The organism is Aurantibacter crassamenti (genome assembly GCF_016811105.1).
GTDB classification, from domain to species: Bacteria; Bacteroidota; Bacteroidia; order Flavobacteriales; family Flavobacteriaceae; genus Aurantibacter_A; species Aurantibacter_A crassamenti.
The window spans coordinates 2,074,728-2,095,315 of record NZ_JAFBGM010000001.1 but is presented as its reverse complement, the minus strand read 5'-3'; the positions used below and the strand labels follow the sequence as shown (position 1 = coordinate 2,095,315).

The 20,588-nt window shown below is 33.7% G+C and carries 18 protein-coding genes; 7 read left to right on the top strand and 11 right to left on the bottom strand.

Annotation, left to right across the window (positions count from 1 at the left end):
* Nucleotides 1–63: 63 nt before the first annotated feature.
* Nucleotides 64–1,449 carry an exonuclease domain-containing protein gene (locus tag JQC67_RS08550; RefSeq protein WP_203252401.1) on the top strand — a complete coding sequence of 462 codons (1,386 nt, stop codon included), beginning with the start codon at nt 64–66 and terminating at the stop codon, nt 1,447–1,449.
* 228 nt (nt 1,450–1,677) lie between these two features.
* Here JQC67_RS08550 and JQC67_RS08545 read toward each other — a convergent pair whose 3' ends face one another.
* From JQC67_RS08545 to JQC67_RS08520, 6 genes are all read right to left on the bottom strand, one after another.
* Complete coding sequence (locus tag JQC67_RS08545; RefSeq protein WP_203252400.1) at nt 1,678–3,087, bottom strand: MBL fold metallo-hydrolase; 1,410 nt, start codon at nt 3,085–3,087, stop codon at nt 1,678–1,680.
* Between the two features lie 64 nt (nt 3,088–3,151).
* Nucleotides 3,152–4,876, bottom strand: coding sequence for a SulP family inorganic anion transporter (locus JQC67_RS08540; protein WP_203252399.1), 1,725 nt, complete (start codon nt 4,874–4,876; stop codon nt 3,152–3,154).
* 53 nt (nt 4,877–4,929) lie between these two features.
* Nucleotides 4,930–5,379, bottom strand: a complete 450-nt coding sequence (locus JQC67_RS08535; RefSeq protein WP_203252398.1) for a GNAT family N-acetyltransferase — start codon at nt 5,377–5,379, stop codon at nt 4,930–4,932.
* 1,253 nt (nt 5,380–6,632) lie between these two features.
* Complete coding sequence (locus tag JQC67_RS08530) at nt 6,633–7,412, bottom strand: aldose epimerase family protein (protein ID WP_203252397.1); 780 nt, start codon at nt 7,410–7,412, stop codon at nt 6,633–6,635.
* Nucleotides 7,413–7,419: 7 nt separating this feature from the next.
* A complete protein-coding gene (locus tag JQC67_RS08525) occupies nt 7,420–8,610 on the bottom strand; it encodes a cytochrome-c peroxidase (RefSeq protein ID WP_203252396.1) in 1,191 nt (396 codons plus the stop codon).
* Between the two features lie 145 nt (nt 8,611–8,755).
* A complete protein-coding gene (locus JQC67_RS08520) occupies nt 8,756–9,994 on the bottom strand; it encodes an ABC transporter permease (RefSeq protein ID WP_203252395.1) in 1,239 nt (412 codons plus the stop codon).
* A 3-nt stretch (nt 9,995–9,997) separates the two neighbouring features.
* Here JQC67_RS08520 and JQC67_RS08515 point away from each other — a divergent pair, with 3 nt between their 5' ends.
* Nucleotides 9,998–11,248 carry an exo-beta-N-acetylmuramidase NamZ family protein gene (locus JQC67_RS08515; RefSeq protein ID WP_203252394.1) on the top strand — a complete coding sequence of 417 codons (1,251 nt, stop codon included), beginning with the start codon at nt 9,998–10,000 and terminating at the stop codon, nt 11,246–11,248.
* 8 nt (nt 11,249–11,256) lie between these two features.
* Here the strand turns inward: JQC67_RS08515 and JQC67_RS08510 are convergent, their stop codons facing one another.
* The 3 genes from JQC67_RS08510 to JQC67_RS19190 are packed head-to-tail and all read right to left on the bottom strand — an operon-like array spanning nt 11,257 to nt 13,162.
* The gene (locus tag JQC67_RS08510) at nt 11,257–12,093 is read right to left on the bottom strand and encodes a sterol desaturase family protein (protein ID WP_203252393.1); all 837 of its coding nucleotides are present in this window, start codon (nt 12,091–12,093) and stop codon (nt 11,257–11,259) included.
* A gap of 57 nt (nt 12,094–12,150) precedes the next feature.
* Entirely contained in the window at nt 12,151–12,645 is a 495-nt protein-coding gene (locus JQC67_RS08505) for a YkgJ family cysteine cluster protein (protein WP_203252392.1), read from the bottom strand.
* Nucleotides 12,638–13,162: a DUF2059 domain-containing protein gene (locus JQC67_RS19190; RefSeq protein ID WP_203252391.1), complete on the bottom strand. Its 525-nt coding sequence runs from the start codon at nt 13,160–13,162 to the stop codon at nt 12,638–12,640. Before JQC67_RS19190 ends, JQC67_RS08505 begins: the two co-directional genes overlap by 8 nt.
* 51 nt (nt 13,163–13,213) lie before the next feature.
* Here JQC67_RS19190 and JQC67_RS08495 point away from each other — a divergent pair, with 51 nt between their 5' ends.
* On the top strand, nt 13,214–13,924 hold the full coding sequence (locus JQC67_RS08495; RefSeq protein WP_203252390.1) for a class I SAM-dependent methyltransferase: 711 nt from the start codon (nt 13,214–13,216) through the stop codon (nt 13,922–13,924).
* Between the two features lie 37 nt (nt 13,925–13,961).
* Entirely contained in the window at nt 13,962–14,846 is an 885-nt protein-coding gene (locus tag JQC67_RS08490) for a hypothetical protein (protein ID WP_238934535.1), read from the top strand.
* Nucleotides 14,847–14,915: 69 nt separating this feature from the next.
* On the opposite strand, the gene JQC67_RS08485 is transcribed toward JQC67_RS08490, so the two are convergent.
* Nucleotides 14,916–15,548, bottom strand: a complete 633-nt coding sequence (locus tag JQC67_RS08485) for a 7-carboxy-7-deazaguanine synthase QueE (protein WP_203252389.1) — start codon at nt 15,546–15,548, stop codon at nt 14,916–14,918.
* 202 nt (nt 15,549–15,750) lie between these two features.
* On the opposite strand from JQC67_RS08485, the gene JQC67_RS08480 reads away from it, so the two are divergent.
* The 3 genes from JQC67_RS08480 to JQC67_RS08470 all read left to right on the top strand — a co-directional run bounded on the left by JQC67_RS08480 (nt 15,751) and on the right by JQC67_RS08470 (nt 20,106).
* On the top strand, nt 15,751–17,874 hold the full coding sequence (locus JQC67_RS08480; RefSeq protein WP_203252388.1) for an alpha-amylase family protein: 2,124 nt from the start codon (nt 15,751–15,753) through the stop codon (nt 17,872–17,874).
* Between the two features lie 134 nt (nt 17,875–18,008).
* The gene (locus JQC67_RS08475) at nt 18,009–19,514 is read left to right on the top strand and encodes a helicase HerA-like domain-containing protein (RefSeq protein WP_203252387.1); all 1,506 of its coding nucleotides are present in this window, start codon (nt 18,009–18,011) and stop codon (nt 19,512–19,514) included.
* A gap of 37 nt (nt 19,515–19,551) precedes the next feature.
* Nucleotides 19,552–20,106 (top strand): hypothetical protein, encoded by a 555-nt coding sequence (locus JQC67_RS08470; protein WP_203252386.1) that lies wholly within the window; start codon nt 19,552–19,554, stop codon nt 20,104–20,106.
* 6 nt (nt 20,107–20,112) lie between these two features.
* On the opposite strand, the gene JQC67_RS08465 is transcribed toward JQC67_RS08470, so the two are convergent.
* On the bottom strand, nt 20,113–20,574 hold the full coding sequence (locus tag JQC67_RS08465) for a winged helix-turn-helix transcriptional regulator (RefSeq protein ID WP_238934534.1): 462 nt from the start codon (nt 20,572–20,574) through the stop codon (nt 20,113–20,115).
* Nucleotides 20,575–20,588 lie beyond the last annotated feature (14 nt).

Sequence of the window (20,588 nt, the reverse complement as noted above, 5' to 3'; positions counted from 1 at the left end):
AGGATTGAATTGGAAGGCTTAAAAAAGACAAGAACTTATTAACTTTAGCATTCCAAATAAAGCATGTATTCAATAATTGACATAGAAACAACCGGAAACGGAGTTGAAGGTAATCGAATAACAGAAATTTCAATCTTCAAATATGACGGTCATACCATTGTAGACGAATTCACCTCACTGGTAAACCCTGAAATGCCCATCCCCTATTTTATAACAGGTCTAACGGGTATTGATGACGATATGGTGCGCAATGCACCTAAATTAGCCGAGCTTATTCCTAAAATAGTTGAGATTACAAATGATACCATATTTGTAGCTCACAGTGTCAATTTTGATTATAATGTCATCAAAAATGAATTCAAAAACTTAGGTCATGAATTTGTAAAAAAGAAACTTTGTACAGTTCGACTATCCAGAAAACTCTTCCCAGGGTATACCTCTTACAGTTTAGGCAAACTTTGTACAGCATTAAACATACCTTTAAAAGATCGTCACCGCGCTAGAGGTGATGCGCATGCAACTGTACTTTTATTTGAAAAACTATTACGTGCTGAAGGTGCAACAGCCGTATTTAAAACTTTTCTAAATTCAAAGTCACAAGAGGCTACCTTGCCTCCATTACTTTCAAGAAATGTGTATGACGATTTACCAACAAAGCCAGGTATATACTTTTTCAAAGATTCAAAAGGAAAAATTATTTATATCGGGAAAGCCATTAATATTAAGAAGCGAATTTCAAGTCATTTCTATGATAAATCTGAGAAAGAAATAAAACTTTGTCGCGAAATTGCTCATATCGATTTTGAACTTTCAGGAAGTGAAATTTTAGCTCTTTTGATGGAATCAGCAGCTATAAAACATTACTTTCCGAAATACAATTCAGCACAAAAAAGGAAATCACAGCAATACGGCATTTTCACTTATGAAGACCAAAATGGCATCAAACATTTAGCACCAAACAAATTAAAAGCAATGCCGAATGCCTTAGCAACATTTTATAGCATTTCAGAATGTAGAAATTATTTAGAAAACGTTTGTCGTGATTTTAATTTATGTCCAAAATATTGTCATCTTCAAGAAGGTGTTAGTACATGTTCTCACTACAGTATTGTTAATTGTGAAGGCATTTGTCGTGGAAAAGAGAATGCTTTAGACTACAATTTAAAAGTTGAGAATGCAATCGCTTTCATGCAAACAAAAAAAGAGAATTTCTTTATCAAAGAAAAAGGTAGAACACTTGATGAAGATGCAATCATTTTAATTAAAGATGGCATTTATAACGGCTATGCATTTATTGAAAAACAAAGTGCAATTACTACTATAAATGACCTTGAACATCACATCAAATTACAAAGTGACACTATTGAGGTGCAACAAATTATATACTCTTATTTAAATAAAAACAGCAATAATGTTTACTCTTATCAAGATGGAGTTATTGTTTCATAGGACGCCTTTTAAGCATCAGAATAATAAAGAAAAACCACAAGAATACCAGTACAATTCCACCAACTGAATACATCCAAATTAAATTCAACGTTCTCTTTTTATAGTATTTAAAAAATCAAACTTTTTGTGTAATTATTTAGACGGTTTAGTTTGTCAAAATAAAACATATAAAAGTCTTCACTTATAAAGACGATATAAGATCAATTGTGTTACACTTTGTTGTGAAAATTATAATGTAGTAGGACAAACAAATTCAGTTACCGCAGCACCTTCATTCTTTAATGCACCAAAACCACCTTCGATATTAACTAAATTATGAAAGCCTCTACTTTTCAAAATGGAAGCAGCAATTACCGAACGGTAACCCCCAGCACAATGCACATAAAACGAATCATCTTCTGGCAATTCAGAAAGATGTTCATTTAATGAGCTCAAGGGCGCATTATTGGCATCAACAACATGTTCAGAAGCATATTCACTTTCTTTTCGAACATCAAAAACAAGATGTTTATCTAATTTAATTTTAGCTGTGGCCTCTGTAGCCGTAACTGACTTAATTGTATCAAAATCTTTACCGGCATTTTTCCAAGCTTCAAATCCGCCATTGAGATATCCGATAGTACCATCAAAACCAACCCGAGATAAACGTGTTATTGCTTCTTTTTCTGTTCCTTTAGGTGCAATCAATAAAAGTGGTTGGGCAACATCGCCAATTAGAGCGCCCACCCATGGTGCAAAATCACCATTTAAGCCGATAAAAATAGATCTTGGTACATGGCCTTTAACAAAATCATCTTGATGCCGTACGTCTAATATCAATGCTCCTGTTTCATTTGCAGCAGTTTCAAAAGCGTCGGGCGATAAAGCGGTAGTACCTCTATCTAAAACATCAGCAATATCTTCATAACCTTCTTTATTCATTTTCACATTCAAAGGAAAATATTGTGGTGGCGGTAATAAACCATCCGTAACTTCTTTTACAAATTCTTCTTTGGTCATATCAGCACGTAACGCATAATTCATTTGCTTCTGATTGCCTAAGGTATCAACAGTCTCTTTCATCATGTTTTTACCACATGCCGATCCAGCACCATGCGCAGGGTATACAATTACATCATCAGCCAGTGTCATAATTTTTTCACGAAGACTATCGAATAATATTCCAGCCAAGTCTTCTTTGGTCATATCAGCAGCCTTTTGAGCTAAATCTGGTCGACCTACATCACCTAAAAACAATGTATCACCCGAAAATATCGCATGATCTTTTCCATTTGCATCTCTAAGTAAATACGTAGTACTTTCCATCGTATGCCCAGGAGTATGTAAAGCTATAATCACAATATTGCCCAGTTTAAATTCTTGTCCATCTGTAGCGATGGTAGCATCAAAAGTTGGGTTCGCATTAGGTCCAAAAATTATTGGCGCTCCTGTTTCTTTAGAAAGCGTAACATGACCACTAACAAAATCAGCATGAAAATGTGTCTCAAAAATATACTTGATTTTTGCATTGTTCTTCTTTGCCCTGTTTACATAAGTTGTGACTTCACGTAGCGGATCTATAATAGCAACCTCACCATCACTTTCAATATAATAAGCACCTTGTGCTAGACAACCCGTATAAATTTGCTCAATAACCATGACCTAATATTTTAATTATATACTCAAAATTAATTTATACTGCTTTTAAAAAAGCTGATATAAATCATTTTAGATTTTTTTGATATGCTACTGTACTACGAAACTGTTTAAACGCTTCAGGGTCATCAAAACAAGCAACGGCCTCTTTAGTTCTTACAAAGAGAAAATCTTTTTGCAAGGCATCTATAATACCACTGCTAAAAATTATATCTCTTGTTGGCCCAATTGCACCAGCTATAATAAACTGCAACCCCCTAGCATGTATTTCATCAATAACCTTTATCAACATAGCCGAAGCACTAGAATCAATATAATGTATTGCTTCTGCATTTAAGATTACACCCTTTAATCGATCACCCTTTGCATCAATAAACTTAAACAGCTCTTCTCTAAAAAAGTTCTTATTGCCAAAATACAATTGCGAATCAAACCGAACGATTAATAAATCATCACGAACAATGATTTCATCTTCAAAACGATTTACATTCTTGTAATAGTCGGAATCTTTTATATTTCCTAACGCTACAAAATGCGGTTTTGAAGTTCTATATACCATTAACAAAAGTGAGATGAGTACGCCAGTTAATATTCCTTCCGGAATCCCAATAAACAGGGTTATTAAAAAGGTTAGGAGTAATAAGGCAAATTCATCTTTGCGGTTTTTCCATAATTTCTTAGGATAACTCACGTCTAACAAACCAAATACTGAAACCATGATAATAGCACCAAGAATAGCCTTTGGTAGATAATAAAATAAAGGTGCCAAAAAGAATAAGGTAATGACCACCAAAATCATACTAAAAAAGCCGGAAAAATTTGTTTTACCTCCGGCCTCACCACTAATAGCTGATCTTGAAAAACTTCCTGTAACCGGATATGATTGAAAAAATGATCCCAACATATTTGAGGCACCTAATGCAACAAGTTCTTGATTGGCATCAATAGTATTTTCATTTTTCTTTTCTTCTAATGCTGTGCCGATTGAGATAGCTTCTAAGTAACCTACCAATGCGATGGTCAAAGCAATTGGCCACATTGTGAGAAAATTATTAAAACTAATTTGTGGCACTTTAAAAGATGGTAAACCTGTGGGAATTTCACCAACTATTTTTACATTGTTTGCATCTAAATGAAGAAAATGTACCGCTAATGTTCCTAAAACAACAGCAAATAATATCGCTGGAATTTTTTTACTCCATTTCTTTAAAAGCACAATTAGTAATATACCTGCAAGGCCAATAGTTAAATCATATAAATTTAGTTCACCAATTTTGCTAAATACATTACTAACTAATTGAATAAACTGCGGACTATTTTGCACATCAACCCCTAGTAAGTGCTTAACTTGGCTAAAGATAATAATTAACGCAGCGCCAGAAGTAAAACCACTAATAACAGGTTTTGATAGAAAATTAACCAAAAAACCCATTCGTAAAAAACCCAATAATAATTGAATTACACCTACTGCAAAAGCTAAAAAAATGGCCATTGCAATATAATTCTCTATTCCTGTGATAGCCAACGCTCCTAAACTTGCAGCTACCAAAAGTGAATCCATTGCTACTGGGCCAATTGCCAACTGCCTAGATGTTCCTAAAAAAGTATAGACAAACAACGGAAATAACGCAGCATATAGCCCGTATACTGGTGGCAAACCAGCAATCATAGCATAAGCCATTGCTTGCGGAATAAGTACGATTGCAACGGTTAAACCAGCGGACAGATCTTTTCTGAAAAATGTCCAATTATAGTTTGGAATCCATTGCAGAAATGGAAAGAATTTTTGCATTACTCAAATTTAGTGATAATCTTCTGACCGAACCTTTTGACCCTTAAATTGTGTCACAACACTTTTTCGAAACAGACACTATTGTCAACCCCAATATATTGACCATAATTATCAATAATAGTATAATTATTCTTCTTGTATAATGCAATTGCTTCAGGTTGACGTATACCAGTTTCTAAAATGCATTTTGTAAAACCCAATTCTTTCGCCCACAATTCTAACTCTTTTAATACTTTAGAAGCCAAACCTAAACCACGATATTCGAGCAGTGTGTACATTCGTTTTACCTCCATTGATGTGGCATCATATTTTTTAATTGCTCCACACGCAACAGCTGTTTTTTCATAATAAAAAATCACCGCATATTTAATAGAATCAATCTTATTAAATTGATTATAAAATGAGTGGTCTTCGCCGTCGCGTTCTGCTAGCTCAGCATCAAGTTTTGCAACCAATTTTACAAAGGTAGTGTCAGATGAATTTGATCTTTGAATAGTCTCCATTAATGATCTAGGTATCAAGTATTAAATAGGATGCATAAACTCTGAATTTGCATATTTCTAATTTAGAAATTTCAGTTTATCATCTCCTATTTTATTACGTGGATTAAAAAATAATCGTCGCAAAAAAATTCATGTTTCGTATTTAAAAACAAGTGATAAAAACGATGCCATTTATCTTTAACAAAGTTAAATATTTACATCTTACAAATTGTTATCACCTAATATTTCGACTGTTTCAATTGTAACATTACCTGAAACCAAAGCAGCATATTCAAATAAAAAAACCGCTATACATTTGTTGTCTTTATCTCATTTAATTCATCAGCTAAAAAATGAATTTTTTATCTTTCAAATGACATCATCACATCGAATAACAACAGATCAATTAGATCTTTTAGTAAGGGCTTTTAGTGATCTAAGTTTCAAGTAGTAACTAAATACTATAACTTTTATTTATACACTTAAAAGCTAAAAAACAAACTTGATTTTTAGATACAAATTGCTTCTACACAAACTACTTTCACTCCTGATTAATTATAGCTTATCGCAATCATAAATAATTAAAACTAGTGTGAGCATAATTTTAATTTTAGAATAATTATTTACTTAAAAAACGTGGTTACTACTTATTCATTGATATCTAACTTATTTATCAATAACTTAAAAAGCAACTAATTTTCATCAAAAAAAATGGCACTGTCTTTTATATTTAAAAGCCTTAAGTGAAAACATTATCAATTAAGAAATTTTAAAGAATAATCTTTTTGCATAAAGAGAAATTACAGCCTTAATATTCATAAGTTAAACAGGATCAACTAGATCTTTGAGTAGCCTTATTTAACGATCTAGCTTTCAATAAGTAATTGCAATTTAAAACTAGAAACACATTGTTTAAATCTAGAAATTCAATTTGTATTTTAGTACCACCAACAGTTTATAATCAACGCTAAAATTATCGTGTTAATCACATCTGTGGGCATTAAATAATTTTAAGAACAATCCATTTTTATGATTTGAAATATTTGACTTTGTAAAGAAAATATTTTAAATAACTTGACTAAATAACTCACTAAAAAAACGCTCATTTTTAATTTAAGCTAATGCGGTTTTTTAAAAAGTACATTGCAAACGTTTTGATTAAAATCAATTGATTTGTCAGCCAATAAATAATACAATATTTTCAAACCCATTACGCCAAATCTTCACTAATTTCTTAGGATCAATTAAATCTTTGAGTAGCCGCAATTAACGATCTAGTTTTCAGGTAACAAATAGACTTTAAAAACCTTTGGTGAATCGTTTAAAATTTGAAATCCTTTATGCAATTTATCAGCATTTACCGCATAAGGATAAAATGAAATTGGCTCTATACAAATCATATTTGACACTTCTGTCCAGAGCATAAAATTGCCGAAACCTTCGGTTTTTATCACCAGATTTTTTTTGTCTTTTAATACGACTTTTTCGCAATCAGAAACTTGATAAGCACGATTACCTACCGCCAAAACATCCTCTAGTGAAATACTTTTATTTTCATTTTCGACAGTCGGACTTTCACTGTGTAATTTAAATGCCGGATGATACCCCAACATAAAAGGCATTCCTTTTTCACCGTCTATGGTAAAGCTTATTTCTAATCCGTTTTCAGAAAGTGTAAACTGCTTTTGAAATGTAAAATTATAAGGCCAAGACAAATCTTTAACTGCAGATTTTTCAGGAAATTTAGAATTCTGAACAGCTGTATTCGCTATATACGTTTTTACATAATTCGCTGAAGTTTCGCTAAGTGATTTCAACTCATACTCTAGCTCACGCAACAAACCATGTTGATCTTGAACGGCATAGCCTCTTTCCGTTTTTACTTGAAAATCAGCTTCACTTGTAGGGCCAATTATGGGAAACATTTCTGTATCGGAATTTCGCCATCCGGGACTACCCTTTTGATGAATGAATTCATGACCATTTACTACATAACTAACCAACTCGCCACTTTCAATATTTACTCTTGAATTGTTTAATACTAATTTTTCCATCTTACTATTAATTTATATTCCCACCAACTGTGAGTCCGCTCGGCACTGCTTCTGGTATTTCTTTATCAAATTCCTCATCATTCAGTGTGTTTAAGAACGAAATTATTAATGACATTTCTTTTACTGATAATTTCAATTCATGAACTAACGGGTCAAACTTCTCTGCCGGTACATCCGCATTTCTTTCTTTACCATTTGCTATATCCTCATAAAACTCTAGCACCCTCTTTAAAGTTGTTAAACTACCGTTATGCATATATGGCGCCGTAAATCTGAGATTACGCAAACTGGGTGTTCTAAATGCAAAAGTATCTTGAATGCCCTTATCAATTTCAGATAGTTTATTATTTCTGGGTACACCTAAAACATGGGGTAGATAATCAGAAAACATTGGTCCGTTATGACAATTAATGCATCCAACAGATTTGAATAGCTCGAAACCATCTTTCTCTGAAATATGAATTGCATCTTTATCACCACGCATATATTTATCGAATCGAGAATTATTAGCTACTAAGGTTCGCTCAAAAGCAGCAATAGCCTTAGATAAGTTAGCTATTGTAATTGCATTTACACTATCAAAAGCTGTATCAAATAGTTCGCGATATTCTGGTATCGATTTTAACCGATCGATAACAACATTCAAAATTTTATCTTCTGAAAAGTTATTGCCGCGCATTTCTTCTAATGCCCTAATAGGCTCTAGAGCTTGCATCTCTAGGCTTTTCACTCTTTCATCCCAAAACATAGATGCCTTCTCTGGGTCATATCTATTATTCACATCTATACCATTGAACGCCGAATTAAGAATAGTTTGCGCATTTCTTTTTACAAAAGGAATATCATTGGGACTTTTAAACCTCCTTCTAGAACCTAAACCGCTCGCATTTGGCCCAATGGACAGATCTAGAAACTCTGCATAACCCGTATTTGGATGATGACACGTAACACAGGCTACATCTTTATCACCTGAAAGAATTGGATCATAAAAAAGAAGCTTACCTAATGCTGCTTTTTCATCTGAAAATTCATTTTTATCAGGAGATTTCACCAATAAAGGCAGGGCTGAAACACGATTTAATAGTGCTATTTTTCTTTTTTTAAGCGCCGCTTCATCTGATGCTTTTTCATTAGCATTTTTACAGCCAATTATTAAAAAAGCAATGGATACGCCTATTATAAATCGAATCTTAAACATTTGAAACTCTTCCTTTACCTTAGTTTAAGGTATAAATCATTTTTGAAAATTCAATAAAACTATCATCAACGTTGCATACAATACAAAGATTAAGCCTTATAGCAACTTCATTTTGTTGAATGGTATTATTTCAAATGATTGAAACCTATTCAAACTTTATGGACTTTACCGGTGAAATTTTTGAGATAATTAATGAAGGAATCACCAACATTAAAAAGCAAAGTATTAAAACACCTAAATTTAAAAGTAGTACAGTTGTGATATCTATATGCACTGGCACATAATCGATATAATATTCTTCTGGGTTTGGAAACTTAATCCATTTGAATTGTTGCTGCAGTAGCAAAAGGCTCAGTCCAATTAAATTACCCCAAAATAGTCCAATACCAATTAAATAGGTTGCATTGTACAAAAAGACCTTTCTAACCATCAAATTAGAAGCTCCCATAGCCTTTAAAATACCAATCATTTGAGTGCGTTCTAAAATCAAGACTAAAAGCGCTGTAATCATATTAATACCGCCTACAATGATCATTATACCAATAATCATAGCAATATTAAAGTCGAAGAGACTCATCCATTCAAATGTATCAAAATACTTGGTTTTTATATTTTGAGCGTCTAATTCTGATACGGTTTGCCCGTAAATCTCTTTACTTTTTTCATCAATGTCATCAAAATTTTCTAGAAAGACTTCAAAATTTCCTATTTGATCTGCCTCCCATTTATTCATTCGCTGAACATGCCGAATATCTGTGAAGAAATAAGTGCCATCAAATTCTTCAAACCTACTATCATAAAGACCTACAATTTTGAACTTTCGTTGATTGGGGCTAGACAAATCGTCTTCCTTAGGAAAAAATGCAAAAAATGAATCACCAACATCTAGCTTTAATCTATTTGCCATGAGCCTTGATAAAAGCACCTCATCATTTAATTTTCCGGAATAATCTGGTAAGCGACCACTTACAACAAATTCATCAAATAAACTCCAATCATAATCAGTTCCCACACCTTTAGCAATTGTACCTTCAAAAGTTTCTTCGGTTCTAATTATCCCTCCTTTTGTTGCAACGGCCTGCACATGAGAAATACCTTTAATATTCTTAAACTCAGGATAAAATTCTTGGTTCAAAGAAACAGGAGAAACTGAGATATCAGAATTATTATTGTCGTAATTTTGAATTTGTATATGGCCATTGAAGGCGGTAAGTTTTTCACGTATTTTATGCTTGAGACCTACCCCAGTAGCGATAGCCATCAACATCATAATAATACTAATGGCAATCGCGATTATTGCGATTTTTATTATTGTAGCGGATATACTAATTTTATGCTCCGTACCAGTAATAAGCCTTTTAGCGATAAAGAATTCTAAATTCAAAAGATGCCGGTTTTTTCCAATTTCAAAAATACAGTTTTATTATGGGTTTTGATTCCCATAATCATAGTCAGTTCATGTGGTAATCAAAGCAAAACGCAAAACACCAAAACTGATTCTGTAAAAGTAAAAAGTGAGTTAACGCAATCGCGCATAATTGTTGGGGCTAATAATTTAAATGCATACTTGCCGCAATTGAAAGGTCAGCGTGTGGCAATTGTAGCCAACCAGACTAGTGTTATTTTTAATAAAAACAGCCAATACACACATTTAGTTGATTCGTTACTAGCACATCATGTAAATATAAAAAAGGTTTTTGCACCAGAGCATGGTTTTAGAGGCGCTGCGGATGCTGGTGAGCACGTAAAAGATGGAATTGATGCAAAAACTGGCCTGCCTATTATATCACTTTACGGAAAAAACAGAAAACCAACTCCATCACAATTAGCAAATGTTGATGTCGTTATTTTTGATATTCAAGATGTAGGGGTACGCTTCTACACTTACATTGCTACATTACAATTGGTAATGGAAGCCTGTGCAGAAAGTAAAAGAAAAATCATTGTTCTTGACAGACCTAACCCTAATGGTCATTATATTGATGGCCCTTCTATGGAAACCGAAAATCAAGGGTTTTTAGGTATGACTAACATTCCGTTGGTTTATGGAATGACAATTGGTGAATATGCCAATATGCTCAATGGCGAAGGTTGGCTTTCTGGATCAAAACATGTTAACCTGACAATTGTTCCTTTAGACAAATACAACCATTTGTCTGAATACGAAGCACCTATTAGACCTTCACCGAATTTACCAAATGCTACAGCTATTAACCTCTACCCCAGCTTAGGTTTATTTGAAGGAACCAATATAAATGCCGGCCGTGGCACCGAATTTCAATTTCAGCGTTATGGCGCCTCATTTCTTGATAAATCACAATACAGTTTTGTCTATTTTCCAAAGCCAAATTTCGGATCTAAAACCCCAAAAGAAAATGGTAAAAAATGCTATGGAAAAGATTTATCTAAAACACCAAGAATTTCTGAAGTATCTTTAAAATGGATAATTGATGCTTATGCGAATTGCACTGATAAATCTTTATTTTTTAATACTTCTGGTTTCACAAAACATGCCGGCACAGAATTACTTCAAAAGCAAATAGAAGATGGACTTTCTGAAGATGAAATAAAAGCAACATGGCAAGAAGATTTGGAAGCTTTTAAATTGATTCGAGAAAAGTATTTACTATACGATTAAAACAAATACTATTTTTCTACACTAGTAGTCGGCTTTCTGTATTTATGAAAGGGCTGCTTTAATAACACGGTAAGCTTACTGTTCTCATCTTCATTAGGAAAAGTATCTACCCCATAGACAATGTCTTTCGTATCTAATTTCATAAATGTACCTAACAATCGATCCCAGATTGAAAAAATGTTACCGTAATTTGAATCGGTATAGGGCAACATATTATGATGATGCACCTTGTGCATATCTGGTGATACAATCACCCAACTTAAAATTTCATCAACTTTTTTAGGCAGACTAATATTTGCATGACCAAACTGCGTTGCTACTAGTGATAAGGATTGATATAGCATAATTACCCCCATAGGCGCACCTACTAAAAACACACCAAAAAGCGTGAAAGCGTAGCGAATTAAACTTTCTAGAGGATGATGCCTATTAGCTGTGGTTGTATCTACCTTATGATCTGTATGATGCACTAAATGCACCATCCACAAAGGTTTGACATTATGCTCTACAAAATGCGCTAAATATGCTCCAATAAAATCAAGCAACATAACGCCAAGAATTGCATACATCCAAATTGACATTTCTGGTAGCCAATTAATTATTCCGAAATCATTAGCAATTGCCCAGTCACTTGTTTTCAACAACAAAAATGCCAGTAAGAAATTAATTAGAACTGTGGTAAAGGTGAAAAACAAATTAGGCCAAGCATGTTTCCATTTTTTATAGTTGAATTTATAGAGTGGCACTAAGCCTTCCAGAATCCAAAAAAAAGTGAGTCCACCCACTAAAATTAAACTTCTGTGCGCTGACGGAATATTTTCAAAGTAATTTAAAAGAACTTCCATATTTCAAATATAATCAACTTCGCAATTAGATGTACCCCAACTATTTTACATCCAAGATTATGGTTTTATGGCTTTTTTCATAGCCTCAACAATATTATATGCAGCGGGACAAATTGCCACATTCTTTAGGGTAAGATTACTTATTTGCTGAAATTTTTTTCGATCCGTATGCGGAAACTCTCTACATGCTTTTGGCCGAACATCGTAAATACTACAATAATTCTGCGCATCTAAAAAACTACAGGGCACGCTCTGCAGCACATAATCGTTCTCTTCATCTACGCGCAAATAGGTCTCAATAAACCGCTGTGGTTTCAAACGTAAGTATTTGGCAATTCGCTCAATATCAGCATTGGTAAAAAGTGGCCCGGTAGTTTTACAACAGTTTGCACAATCAAGACAATCAGTTCGTTGAAATTCAGATTCATGCAAATCTTGCATTACATAATCTAAATTTTTAGGCGGCTTCTTCTTTAATTTAGAGAAGAACTTTTTATTCTCAGTATGTTTTTCTTTTGCCTTTTTTGCAAGATCTTTTAGTTGCTTATTCACTCTTCAATAGACTTACTGCGGTTTCATATAAATCACGGCTCCAGTTTTCAGAGGCGGTTGCAATCTCTGCAGATAATGATTGTTGCTTTTCAATAATTTTTTGTCCAACCGCCGTATTGTAGTATGAATTCAACTCTTTTTTCTGAGAATCACTCATTTTCGTTCGATCTTGCATTAACTGTTTACCCGTATCCGTTTCATAAAAATTAATCATTTGCGCAAAATCTTCATCTGTAAAATTCGATTTATATATTGGCACTAAAAACGATTTCATATCAGCTATTGCTTCGGCTTTATTCTCCTTTAAATACCGCCAACCTTCAGCATTTTTTTCTGTCTCAGGATACTGTTTACCTAACATTAACAACAATTGATCATAGGCATAGTCATATTGATTTAGACTACCATTTGCCTTCAAATATGTTGCCGCCAAAGATTTATCTAAACTATCTTGAGAAGATACCATTAAACCTACAAGCATAAAAAGTCCTAAAAATAAGCGCTTTACCTTTTTCATAATGAGATGTGGTTTAAAAATGCCACATTTGCATGCAAAGTACAAATAATTATGACTACCGATGTTTTTGGCAAAGCCTTGCTTGATTATCATTCAAGTAATTATCCTGAAGATATTACCACACATTCTTCATTAGATGAAGAAGATGTAATACCGCTACCTTATCTCTTTAGAGATTTTAAAAACATGCCCAAAATAGAACAATTAGCACTTGAAAATTGTAGGGGTAAAGTGCTAGATATTGGCTGCGGATCAGGCAGTCACAGTCTATATTTACAGAAAAACGGTATATCTGTAACAGCTTTAGATATTAGCGAAGGTGCCATTGAAGTTAGCAAAGCCCGTGGTGTAACGAATACTATTTTATCTAACGTAATGAATTATTCATCTGATAAATTCGATACGCTTTTGCTTTTAATGAATGGTATTGGCATTGTTGGTGAATTACCAAAATTGGATGCCTTTTTGAACCATGCAAGACAATTATTGACTAAAGATGGGTATATTTTACTAGATTCTAGCGATATTATATTCATGTACGAAACCGAAAATGGTGATTATGATATCTCAGATGTAGAAAATTATTATGGAGAAGTAGAGTTTACAATGTCATATCATGGAGAAAAAAGTAAACCCTTCAAATGGTTATATGTAGATTTTGACACTTTAAATGCATCAGCAGAGCGTAATGGTTTTCATTGTGAACTGTTATTTGAAGGCGAACATTTCGACTATTTGGCTAAGTTATACCCCACCACATAATAGTGGGCATGAAAATTGCGTTCTTAATTAAAAGCAAATGATTGATATGCGAAAAATTGGTTTTTACTTGCTAACTCTTGGTTTACTTATACTTACCAACTGTTCTAAGAATTCTGACAATGACTCTGAATCTCAAAAAGTAGATAAATCATTAAATCTAAAGACCACAGGCGACTCTGCAAATGACATTCTTTCGAATGACACTTATACAAAACTTCTTATAGAAATTGGATATGTCACTGACTTTAAGCCAACTACAGAATCAATATCAAACTTTACTGAATTTTTAAAAGAATACACCTTTAAAGAAAATATTGAAGTTAAATATAAAGAATTGCCTTCACCCGAGAAAGATTCTTTGTCTTTAGAAGAAATATCGGAGCTTGAAATGGAGAATAGAACAGCATATACTAGTGGTGAAACTTTGGCTATCTACATTTATTTTAGTGACGCACCATCTGCTGAAGATAATGAAGACGAAGATTTAGTTACACTTGGTGCGGTTTATAGAAATACTTCTATGATAATTCATGAAGCTACGGTGAGAAGATTGTCTGCACGTAGTTTCTCTATAACTACGGCTGACATTGAATCTGCTACAATGAATCATGAATTTGGGCATTTATTCGGATTAGTAGACCTGGGAACTCCTCAAGTAAATGACCATAACGATCCTGAATCTGAAAACCATTGTATTGTAGAAGGATGTTTAATGCGTGCTGAATTACAATTTGGCAGATCTTCAAAGAAAGGCCAATTGGCCGCTTCTAAAGCCTCAAATTTAAGTGGACTAAAATCTGGGTGCTCTTTAAGTGGTAATTCGGTGCTACAGCTCTTATCAAATAAATCAGCGAAAGGTTCGGCTACCGTGCCCCTTGATACAGAATGTATGCTTGACCTACAAGCAAATGGTGGTCGTTAATTTAAATTAACAAGTTCCGTGTTTATCACTTTGACAATTACATCAAAGTAGGTTTAAACAAGCAATTATTTAAGGGATATTCAAGTACTTATGCGTTTGTAATGATACTTTCCATTTCGGATTCTTCATTACATAATCAACAATTAAAGGAACAACTTTATCACGCACACTCCATTCGGGTTGTAGATATAATATACAATCTTCGTTCACTAAAGCAGCTTGCTCTTCAGCAAAAATTAAATCATGTTTATTGTAAACTATGGCTTTTAGCTCATGTGCTGCTGCATGTACGGCAAGTGTTGGTAATTTATTTTTCTTTGGAGATAGACAAATCCAATCCCAAATACCAGTCAATTCATAGGCACCTGAAGTCTCTATATGCGTTTGTAAGCCTTTTTCTTTAAGTGCTTGAGTTAACGGAAGCATATTCCACATTAAAGGTTCTCCCCCTGTTACCACAATGGTATCAGAATAGTTTGAAGCATTTTCAACAATACTATTGATCGCTGTTGGCGGGTGCAAATCAGCATTCCAGCTTTCTTTTACATCACACCAATGACATCCAACGTCACAACCACCAATACGAATAAAATATGCCGCTGTACCTTTATGAAAGCCCTCACCCTGAATGGTATAGAATTCTTCCATTAGCGGAAGCATTCTACCCTCATTCACCAATACCATTGCCTCTTCTTTTACCATCGTGCAAAGATAATGCATTCATTTACAGAAATAGTTTGGTTGTAATTGAAAAGATAAGAAGCGTATATTTAAATCTAATTCAAAAATGTAGGTCTCTAATTTTATAATAGATACTGTACAATTTTAGTATATTCCATGTCGTAAATAACAAACTTACAATCGATTAACCTCAAAATTATACATCATAAGTATTTCTAAACCGATGAAAAAAATATCCGCAATACCTCTTTTACTCATTCTATTATGCTTTTTCACCTCAGCAATACAATCTCAAAAAAACACAGAATGGCCTAAGGATATGCCATGGTGGAAAGCAAATAACTTAAGACTCATACAAACCAATTTACCTGCTTATGAGGCCGAATTAAATGTGGATTCACTTATAACTGATTTGCAAAGTTTTTCAGCTAATGTGCTTTTAATAAACGCTGGAGGCATCATGGCGTTTTACCCCACTAAGTTAGACTTTCAGTATACCAACCCGTACATGCAAAAAAATATGTTGCAAGATGTGATTACAAAATGTCATGCAATCGATATTAAAGTTATTGTGCGTTTTGATTTTAGTAGAGCTCACGAAAGTATTTTCAAAGAACACCCAGACTGGTTCTATATATCACCCAAAGGTGAGCGAATCATTAATGATGATATGTACGTTATTTCTATTAACGCCCCGTATCTTCAAGAAAAATCAATAAAAATTGTTGAAGAAGTCATTGACACCTACCCTATTGATGGTCTGTTTATTAATATGCCAGGCTATGCGACTAAAAATAATTACGAAGGCACTTACCATGGAATTGATCAAAATGAATATGATAAAAAACGGTTTTCAGATTATAGTGGCGGATTAACATTACCAACTGAAGAAAATACTGATGATTCTGTTTTTCAAAAATATCTCGAATTCAAAGATTTCACTGGTATAGATTGGCGCAAAAGAATGCATGCAATGGTTAAATCTAAAAGTGACCAGATTGCAATTTGTACCTATAGAGATAAATATGTAGATATTATTAGGCACGAATCACATCCGGAAGGACTGCCATATTGGCCATACAGCGCAAGTGACAATGTTAACAATGTTGTGAATTCGTACCCTAATCATATAACTAGTAACGCTAGTATTCAGCAGATTTCATTTCAATCTCGCTATAATGCCGTAGAACCTGAAGAAGTTGCCATAAGATTATATGAGAATATTGCAAATGGCTCCGGTTTGGATATTAGTACGATGGGCGATTTTAGAGATTATGAAGATGAACGAAACTATGAGATTATTCGTGAGGTCTATGCACATCATAAAAAATATGAACCTTATTATGGAAACTATCTTTCAGTATCTGAAATAGCTGTTATTTCCCCAGGGTATTGGCCGGGCGGAGAACCCATGCAAGAATACCGTGGAATTCAATTAATGTTGAATGAAGCTCATATTTCATATGATATTATTGAAGACACGCAAATTGAACATCTCAAGGAAAAGATTAAGAATTACAAAGTCATAATTCTACCGGAAATAACCAAATTATCAAATGAAGCACTTAAAGTAATTACGGAAGCAGTAGCCCAAGGCACCAACTTAATCGCCACGAACAAAAGTCTTACTCAAAATGAAGACGCGTTGCTAAATCTGTTTGGTGCTAAAGCATTAAATAGTAACAATGATGGCAGCGGAAACTATTTAACACCCGCCGATAAATCGCTCTTTAAAAGCTTTACCAAACAGTCTATGCTTTTCTGGAAATTTAATCTCGGATTATATGATTTTTCTGCCGCGGATAAAACCTATTTATCTATTCTCTCAAAAGGAAGGCCCGGGCCACCTGAAAAAATAGGAGGTCATGACTTTACTGGCAATAATGCTATGGCGGTAAAAAATCATCCGAATAGTAAAACTGCGATACTCCCAATAAATCTCGGAAAAATCTATTATCTACATGGGTACGAACAACATAAAAACATTCTATTAGATATAATTGACTACTTACACCCTAATGTTTCAAATCTTTTAGAAACAAATGCGCATCCTCGTGTAGAGACAATTTTGCAGCAATACATATTGAATACGCCAGAAAATAGAAACAAAAAAGTTGCCGATGGCATGCTACTTCATCTTGTAAATATAACTGGCTATAGTGGCAATACGTATTTTGAACCTCTGCCGGTATCTAATATTGATTTTAAGTTAAAGTGTGATTTTAAGCCCACTAGAATATTTTCAATGGCTAGTGAAAAACCGATATCATATGATTATACAGATGGGTATTTAAGCTTTTCAGTAAAAGAACTTAATCAATATGACGGAATAGTTATTGAAAAATAAGTGTTGTTTCAACCATTAAACTTTATTTATCATTTAACCATTGAAGGTAATTCTGATAAATTCTGTCTCAGCTTAATATGAGTCTAGGTTTCTTGTTATATTAAAAATGCCCTATTTTTATCAAAAATATACAAATGAGTACCAAGGAAGATTTCTTTGCCCACATTGAAAAAGGATACACCACCAAAGGTGACTTTATTACAATGGGTGCAGCAATGTTAGACGGAGCAGCTGTAAATAAGGCTTTTGTCAAAATTCCGTTAAAGACCTTAAATCGTCATGGATTAATTGCTGGTGCTACTGGTACGGGTAAAACCAAAACCCTACAAGTCTTAGCTGAGAATCTTTCTGAAAAAGGAATACCTGTTTTATTAATGGACCTTAAAGGTGACCTTAGTGGCCTTGCTCAACCGAGTCCGGGGCATGCTAAGATTGACGAACGTCATGAGCAAATTGGCTTACCTTTTGAAGCAAAAAATTTTCCTATTGAAATATTATCGCTTTCTGAGCAAGATGGTGTAAAACTACGTGCTACGGTTTCTGAATTCGGACCTACTCTATTATCGCGAATTTTAGACCTTACGGAAACGCAAGAAGGTATTGTGGCTGTTGTTTTTAAATACTGTGATGATAATAAATTACCACTTCTTGATTTAAAAGATTTCAAGAAGGTTTTGCAATATGCAACTGGCGCTGGCAAAGCAGAATTCACTAAAGATTATGGTAGAATTTCAACCGCTTCAACCGGCACCATTTTAAGAAAAATAATTGAACTTGAACAACAAGGTGCTGAAATGTTTTTCGGTGAAAAATCATTTGAAGTTGATGATTTAACTCGAATTGACGAAAATGGTAGAGGGTATATCAATATTTTGCGACTTACTGATATACAAGACCGGCCAAAGCTCTTCTCTACTTTTATGTTAAGCTTATTGGCAGAGATATATTCTAGTTTCCCAGAACAAGGTGATAGTGATAAACCTGAATTAATTCTTTTTATTGATGAAGCTCATTTAATATTTAAAGAAGCTTCAAAAGCGCTTTTAGATCAAATTGAAAGTATTGTAAAACTTATACGCTCAAAAGGTATCGGACTTTATTTCGTAACTCAAAATCCAACAGATGTACCTAACGAAGTACTTGCCCAATTAGGTTTAAAAGTACAACATGCATTACGAGCATTTACTGCTAGAGATCGAAAAGCAATAAAATTAACTGCTGAAAATTATCCTGAATCTGAGTTTTATAATACTAAAGAAGTACTGACATCTTTAGGTATTGGTGAGGCGCTAATTTCTGCGTTAGATGAAAAGGGTCGCCCTACTCCACTGGCTGCAACTTTATTACGAGCACCAATGAGTCGTATGGATGTTTTAACTGATAGCGAATTAAGATCAGTGATTAAAAATTCAAAATTGGTATCAAAATATAATGACGTTATTGACCGTGAAAGTGCGTATGAAATTTTAAATGAAAAAATAGAAATAGCAGAAAAAACAGCAGCCAAAGAAAAAACAAAAACAACGCGTAGAAGTACTTCTACAAGAAAGAGTACCCGACAAAACCCGATTATAAAAGTATTAACTAGCGCCACTTTTATTAGGGGAGTATTGGGCGTTCTTAAAAAAGTTATGCGATAAAGCCATTACAGTTTTAACGCTTCAATAAAATTCTAGAATGAAAAACATTAAGTTTCTGTCTATAATCTTAATCATCTTTGCAATTATTAATTGTAAAGAAAAAAGAGATACCACTTTTCTAATACGCCATGATAGTATCGGAAAATTAAATAAAACTAGCCTGGCTCGCGATATTGATGTAATTTTTGATCAAGATTCTGTGGTAAAAGATACGGTCGCTTTAAAATTTGGCAACGGGGCTCAAAAAATAAAAATTTACGAAAAAGGTGGTAAGCATTTGTTAACACTAACACCAACAAATGATTCTATTCCGATGATAGAAAATGTGCGCGTTGAAGATGCACGTTACAAAACCGATAAAGGCGTTGGTTTGTTAAGTACTTTTAAAGAAATAAAAGATAGTTACACTGTTAAAAAAGTTATCACATCAAGAAATAATGTACTCGTGTTGATAAAAGAAAGTGACACCTATTTTACCATTGACAAAAAGGAACTTCCATCAAGTCTTCGTTATGCCACGAGCACAAATATTGAGGCCGTTCAAATACCAGATAATGCAAAAATCAAATATTTAATGATTGGCTGGAATTAAACCTAACTAATTAGCTTTTGCTTCTTTTCTTCTGTCCATTACTACGTCACTGTATTGCGTAATCCACTCTGTAAGTTCTATTAATTTTTGCAGATATGCATGTCCGAAATCGGTTAACTTATACTCGACCCGAATAGGAACTTCAGGGTACATTGTGCGTTCAAGATATCCGTCGGTCTCTAAATTTTTCAATCGTTCACTCAATACCTTATTTGAAATTCCAAAGACATACTTTTTAAGTTTATTGAAACGTAAGACTTGCGAGTATCCTAAATTTAGAATTATTAATATACTCCATTTATCTGATGCTAAAGCCATTACATCACGTATTGGGCAATACTCTTCAGTTCTTAAATCAATATGACCAAACATATTTTTTATCTTTTTTTTGGCTGCAACCTTCTGATTTTCAGTAATAGTTTCCATATGCTTACCTTGTGCGTTTTTTGATACCAAATAAATTGTCAAAAAAGAATATTAAA

Excerpts from the sequence above, each read along its gene's own strand:
- JQC67_RS08550 (WP_203252401.1), top strand. The coding sequence starts at position 64 with ATGTATTCAATAATTGACATAGAAACAACCGGAAACGGAGTTGAAGGT.
- JQC67_RS08545 (WP_203252400.1), bottom strand. The coding sequence starts at position 3,087 with ATGGTTATTGAGCAAATTTATACGGGTTGTCTAGCACAAGGTGCTTAT.
- JQC67_RS08540 (WP_203252399.1), bottom strand. The coding sequence starts at position 4,876 with ATGCAAAAATTCTTTCCATTTCTGCAATGGATTCCAAACTATAATTGG.
- JQC67_RS08535 (WP_203252398.1), bottom strand. The coding sequence starts at position 5,379 with ATGGAGACTATTCAAAGATCAAATTCATCTGACACTACCTTTGTAAAA.
- JQC67_RS08530 (WP_203252397.1), bottom strand. The coding sequence starts at position 7,412 with ATGGAAAAATTAGTATTAAACAATTCAAGAGTAAATATTGAAAGTGGC.
- JQC67_RS08525 (WP_203252396.1), bottom strand. The coding sequence starts at position 8,610 with ATGTTTAAGATTCGATTTATAATAGGCGTATCCATTGCTTTTTTAATA.
- JQC67_RS08515 (WP_203252394.1), top strand. The coding sequence starts at position 9,998 with ATGCCGGTTTTTTCCAATTTCAAAAATACAGTTTTATTATGGGTTTTG.
- JQC67_RS08510 (WP_203252393.1), bottom strand. The coding sequence starts at position 12,093 with ATGGAAGTTCTTTTAAATTACTTTGAAAATATTCCGTCAGCGCACAGA.
- JQC67_RS19190 (WP_203252391.1), bottom strand. The coding sequence starts at position 13,162 with ATGAAAAAGGTAAAGCGCTTATTTTTAGGACTTTTTATGCTTGTAGGT.
- JQC67_RS08495 (WP_203252390.1), top strand. The coding sequence starts at position 13,214 with ATGACTACCGATGTTTTTGGCAAAGCCTTGCTTGATTATCATTCAAGT.
- JQC67_RS08490 (WP_238934535.1), top strand. The coding sequence starts at position 13,962 with ATGATTGATATGCGAAAAATTGGTTTTTACTTGCTAACTCTTGGTTTA.
- JQC67_RS08485 (WP_203252389.1), bottom strand. The coding sequence starts at position 15,548 with ATGGTAAAAGAAGAGGCAATGGTATTGGTGAATGAGGGTAGAATGCTT.
- JQC67_RS08480 (WP_203252388.1), top strand. The coding sequence starts at position 15,751 with ATGAAAAAAATATCCGCAATACCTCTTTTACTCATTCTATTATGCTTT.
- JQC67_RS08475 (WP_203252387.1), top strand. The coding sequence starts at position 18,009 with ATGAGTACCAAGGAAGATTTCTTTGCCCACATTGAAAAAGGATACACC.
- JQC67_RS08470 (WP_203252386.1), top strand. The coding sequence starts at position 19,552 with ATGAAAAACATTAAGTTTCTGTCTATAATCTTAATCATCTTTGCAATT.